The organism is Phenylobacterium sp. (genome assembly GCF_044371015.1).
In the GTDB taxonomy this organism is placed as follows: domain Bacteria; phylum Pseudomonadota; class Alphaproteobacteria; order Caulobacterales; family Caulobacteraceae; genus Phenylobacterium.
The window spans coordinates 1-4005 of record NZ_JBILUK010000274.1; the positions used below are offsets into that span (position 1 = coordinate 1).

Sequence of the window (4005 nt, forward strand, 5' to 3'; positions counted from 1 at the left end):
CGGTCGAGACCATGCTCGCGGCGAGACCCAAAAGGTGGATGTGGTGGTCGTGCAGGCCGGGGATCAGCGCGCCGCCATAGCCCTCGATCACCTCGCCCGGCCCGCGGAGGTCCACGCCGATCTCCACAACGCGCGCGCCGGCGACCCGCACGTCGAGACCTGTGCGGCCTTCAACCTCGACGTTCCGGATCAACCAGTCGCTCATTGCGAGCGCCATCGAGCCGCTCGGGACGCGCTCTGCGCCATCGCCGCATCGACGAGGCAACCGCCTCCATGCAGGATTCCCGCCATGGCGCTCACGGCAGCCGCCGCTCCGGTCAGGGGATCCGAAAGCGCGTCACCCAGAAACCGGGGTTCGCCGGCCTCGTTCCAGCCCACCAGTCCGCCCGCCGCGGCCGCGTCGTCTCCGAACGCGACGCGTTCCGGCGGATCGCCAGGCGCATCGCCCCCCCGCCATCCATAGCCGGTGATGGCCACCCAGGTCAGGCCGGGGCGCGCCGCCAGCATCGCTTCAGGGTCCAGTCCGATCGATAAGACACCCCGTCGCCGGGCGCTGGTGATCACCACGTCCGCCGCCAGCACGCGGGCGCGGAGCTCGGCCTGTCCTTCCCGCGTCGCGAGGTCCAGCGCCAGCAGAGTCTTGGCGACGTTCAGACGCGCGTGGAAGCCCGGGGTGGCGAGCCGCGTCGGATCGGGACGCCGGACGCTCTCGATCTTGGTCACCTCTGCACCCATGGCGGCCAGGACGGCTCCGCACATCGGTCCCGCCCAAAGCGCGGAGAGATCCACCACCCGGATCCGGGCCGGAGGGGCCGGGACGCGCGGCCAATCGTGCTGTTGCACGATCCGGATCGGCTCGTCGTCTCTCCAGGCCACTTCGCCGACCCGGGCCGCCGGGAGGCCCAGTAGGGTCGCCCGCGCCACGAGATCGTCCGCCCCGTGACGGCCGCCTTCGGCCGCAATGAGGGTCCAGGGTTCATCGGTGGCGTCCGTCTCCAGCCAGGCGGGAACGAGTTCGCGATCCTCCTCGCGCGCCAGGTTGAGCGCCATCCAGTCATCGGCCGCCCGAAACATCCGACAGGCGCCGTTGGGCGATACGGCCTCCCCGGCCGGACCGAGCGCCAGTTCCCCGGTCCGGTCCGTAACGCCGAGCGACGCCAGGTCCACCCGGTGTCCAAGCTGCGCCGACAGATCCGCCACCTGGGCGGCCCGCCGCTTCAACTCGTCTGCGATGGGAGTCATGGGATTACGGCGTCCAGCAACCCCCAGACGCGCGCGCTCTCCGCGTCCAGCGTCGCGCCGGAGATCGCCAGCCAGGCTGCCCGCTGACGCCCGATCCGGCGCGGCAGGCTCGCCGTTCCGCCCGCGCCGGGAATGAGGCCCATGGAGACCTCCGGCAGCCGGAAGACCGAACCCGCCCGCGCGACGACCCGCCCGGCGGCGGCCGGGACCTCGATCCCCGCGCCGACACAGGCGCCGTGCAACTCGACCGTCAGTCGATCTCCCAAACCACGCGCCAATCGCACCGGGGACCGGAGGGTGCGGATCAGATGCGCCAGGCCCACGTCCGTCGCCGCGCCGAACTCATCCAGATCGCCGCCGGCGCTGAAGCACGGCCCCTCGCCGGAGAGCGTCACCGCCGGCTGATCGGGATGCTCGAGGGCGAAGAGCAGCGCTTCGCTCAACGCATCCCGCATCGCGGCGTCGAATGCGTTGCGCACATCAGGTCGCATCAGGCGCAGGGCGATCCCGGACTCGGACACGTCGATCCCGACCCGTTGGCCCCCCGGGTCCGCACGCGCCTTGACCGGCCGGTCTGCACGCCACGCCTTGAAACCGTCAGAGGCCAACAGCATCGAGAACGCCATCGACTCCACCGCCAAGGCGCCGTCGAACGAAAGGCCCGGGGAGAGTCTCAACACCTGCGCACAGACCGAAGCCGCCACGGGCTGGGCGGCGACCACGGCCTTCAACGACGCCAGAACCGAATCCACATCCTGCACGCCGACCCACGGCCGAGGCGCGTCCGGTTCGAGGCTCAGCAGGATATCGAAGGCCTCAAGGTGCGGGCCGTCCGGTCGAGGGCCTTCGCGATGGACGCCGACACGCACCACCGCGGACGTGTCTCCGGGCGACTGATCCGCCGGCGTCACGTCAATTCCCGCCCCGCCCAGGGCGATCAGGTCCGCGATCAGGGCGGCGGCGCCCGCCATAAGGGCCTCCGAGAGGGCTGCGGCCTAGGCCTTGGCCAACTCGGCCCTGAGCTGGCGACGTAGTAGCTTGCCGGTGTCATTGTAGGGCAATGCGTCGCGAAAATCCCAGATCTCGGGCGTCTTGGTGGATTTCAAGCGCGCCTTCACCCAGGCGGCGAGATCGTCGGTCGAGGGCCGATCTTCGCCGGCCACGATGACGGCCGCCACGGCTTCGCCCCACTGATCGTCCGGCAAACCCAGGATCGCCACATCGCTGACGGCCGGGTGCTCGCGGAGCACATCCTCAATCTCACCCGGCGAGATATTCTCACCGCCTCGAACGATCACGTCATCGAGACGGCCCTCGACGTAGAGATAGCCCTCATCATCCATCCAGCCGCCGTCATTGGTGGCGAACCAGCCGTCGTCGTCAGTGACCTTCTTGCCGGCGTACTCGCCCGACACCTGCTCGCCCCGCACATAGATCTCACCTGACTGGTTGGGGCCCAGGACTGCGCCGTCCGGACCGCGGATCTCCAGTTCGAGACTCGGCAACGGTTTGCCGACCGATCCAAGCCGGCGCCGGCCCGCTTCATCCTCGGCGTAGACGGCCATCCGATGATCGTCCGGCCCCAGGATCGAGATGGTGGATGAGGTTTCCGTCAGGCCGTAGGCGTTGGCGAAGTCCACGTGCGGCAGCAGGTTCATCGCCCGCTCGATCGTCGGCAGCGGCATGCGACCGCCGCCGTAGCTGATGGCCCGCATCTCCGGCAGGGTCTCGCCGGTGGTCTCCAGCACATCCAGGATCCGACCCAGCATGGTCGGCACGACCATGGCGTGGGTGATCCCTTCGGCCGCCGCCGTGGCGACCCACGCCTCGGGTGTGAACGCATCCAGATGCAGGATGCGACGGCCGGAATAGACGCCGGTCAAGATCGCTGAGACGCCGGCGATATGGTAGGGCGGCACGCTGACCAGAGCCGCTTCGCCATCCTCCGAACCCAGGAACTCGACGGTCGAGATCACATATGAGGTCAGATTGCGGTGGCGCAGGATCGCCGCCTTGGGCTCGCCGGTGGTGCCGCTGGTGAACAGCAGCACGGCGATATCATGATCCACATCCAGGAACTGAGCCTCGCAATCGCCCTGGACCCTGCAGGCCGCGTCAAAGGCGCTCCGGCTGACGATGGTGACGCCTTCCGCCTGCCCCAGACGCCCGACCATGTCGTCATCCACGATGGCCACCGAGGGCGCCGTGCGGGCCAGCAGCTTGCGCAGGTCGCCGTCCGGCAGGCGGTAGTTCAAGGGCGCGAACGGTCGCGCCAGCATGCCTGACGCGAACACCGCAATCGGCAGGGAGGGGCCGTTCAGCCCCAGGAACGCGACGTTGGTTCCACCCAGTTGCTCCAGCCAGGCCGCGCCGTGGTGCGCACGCCTCCGGGTCTCGGCGAAGGTCAGACCCTCGGCGCGCGCTCCCAGGGCCAGCCGGTCCGGCGCCGCGTCGGCGATCATGTCGAGCAGTAGCGCGGTATGCATCAGTCGGAAGACGGCAGCTTCTTGGCCTCGGCGGCGCCGATAGCCCGCCCGTCCACGGAGAGCGACCCCGCGCCCCCCTTGGTGCACAGCACCTCGATGCCGGTCTCGGGATCGGTGTAGCGCTTGCCCGCCGCCGTTCCACCGGAATGATCAGCCGACGGCGCCAGCCCCTCAGGCTTGCCCTGCGCGTGCGGGATCACGGCGTGGCCGCCGCATTCCAGGCTGGCCGGGGTCTTCGGCGGCCGCACCACCACGACCTCGGTGTCGCAAACCGCGC

General features: G+C 69.8%; 4 protein-coding genes and 1 pseudogene. All 5 read right to left on the bottom strand.

Annotated features, from left to right (window positions below):
• Positions 1 to 205, bottom strand: a pseudogene (locus ACIQ3R_RS16160) (hypothetical protein); the annotation flags it as partial.
• Positions 202 to 1242, bottom strand: coding sequence for a CoA transferase (locus tag ACIQ3R_RS16165; protein WP_397419882.1), 1041 nt, complete (start codon positions 1240 to 1242; stop codon positions 202 to 204). The pseudogene ACIQ3R_RS16160 and the gene ACIQ3R_RS16165, both read right to left, overlap by 4 nt.
• Entirely contained in the window at positions 1239 to 2213 is a 975-nt protein-coding gene (locus ACIQ3R_RS16170; protein ID WP_397419883.1) for an enoyl-CoA hydratase/isomerase family protein, read from the bottom strand. Before ACIQ3R_RS16170 ends, ACIQ3R_RS16165 begins: the two co-directional genes overlap by 4 nt.
• Before the next feature lie 24 nt (positions 2214 to 2237).
• Positions 2238 to 3728: a class I adenylate-forming enzyme family protein gene (locus tag ACIQ3R_RS16175; protein ID WP_397419884.1), complete on the bottom strand. Its 1491-nt coding sequence runs from the start codon at positions 3726 to 3728 to the stop codon at positions 2238 to 2240.
• On the bottom strand, positions 3728 to 4005 hold a 278-nt coding region (locus tag ACIQ3R_RS16180), incomplete at its 5' end, for a hypothetical protein (RefSeq protein WP_397419885.1). The genes ACIQ3R_RS16175 and ACIQ3R_RS16180, both read right to left, overlap by 1 nt.

Excerpts from the sequence above, each read along its gene's own strand:
- ACIQ3R_RS16170 (WP_397419883.1), bottom strand. The coding sequence starts at position 2,213 with ATGGCGGGCGCCGCCGCCCTGATCGCGGACCTGATCGCCCTGGGCGGG.
- ACIQ3R_RS16175 (WP_397419884.1), bottom strand. The coding sequence starts at position 3,728 with ATGCATACCGCGCTACTGCTCGACATGATCGCCGACGCGGCGCCGGAC.
- ACIQ3R_RS16165 (WP_397419882.1), bottom strand. The coding sequence starts at position 1,242 with ATGACTCCCATCGCAGACGAGTTGAAGCGGCGGGCCGCCCAGGTGGCG.